Below are 534 nucleotides of genomic sequence, written 5' to 3'. Positions count from 1 at the left end.
TTTCGACACTGGTCGCGCTCGTCCAGCTGTTCACGGTCGTCAATCCGTTCCTCGCCTCGATCTGGCCCGACGACCGTGAACAGCTGGACGAGCGCGACCAGTGTCGAAATGCCGATGACGACGCCCGGAACGACGATCGCGGCGCCCAGAAGCGCATCGAAGACCGCGCGTGTTCTGATGCCGACGCGCGCCAGGCCGAGTGCCGCCGCAGTGCCGCACAACGCCGCCAGCAAGGCGCTGGTGGTGGCGATGAACAGGCTGTTCTTCAGCGCTTCGACCAGGAACGGGTTCGCCAGCGCCTTGCCGTACCATTGCACCGAAAAGCCGGTGAACTCGCTGGCATGGTGGCCGGCGTTGAAGGAGAACAGCACGACCAGTGCGATCGGCAGATAGAGGAAGGCGAACACCACAATGACGAAGGCGCGCATCAGATCAAATCCACCCGGCGGGCGCCCGAAACCCGGGTCGAAATGCGATTGGCGGCAATCAGCACCACCACCGAAACCAGCACCAGCGTGATCGCGATGGCCGAAC

The 534-nt window shown here is 63.9% G+C and carries 2 pseudogenes; both read right to left on the bottom strand.

Going from position 1 to position 534, the window contains the following annotated elements:
- Window positions 1-428: pseudogene (locus EN893_RS37230) on the bottom strand (hypothetical protein); the annotation flags it as partial.
- Window positions 428-534, bottom strand: a pseudogene (locus EN893_RS39780) (ABC transporter permease); the annotation flags it as partial. The pseudogenes EN893_RS39780 and EN893_RS37230, both read right to left, overlap by 1 nt.

The organism is Mesorhizobium sp. M7A.F.Ca.CA.004.04.2.1 (assembly GCF_004022825.1).
Classification (GTDB): Bacteria; Pseudomonadota; Alphaproteobacteria; order Rhizobiales; family Rhizobiaceae; genus Mesorhizobium.
The sequence above is the reverse complement of the archived record's forward strand: the minus strand, read 5'-3'. Positions and strand labels throughout refer to the sequence as shown.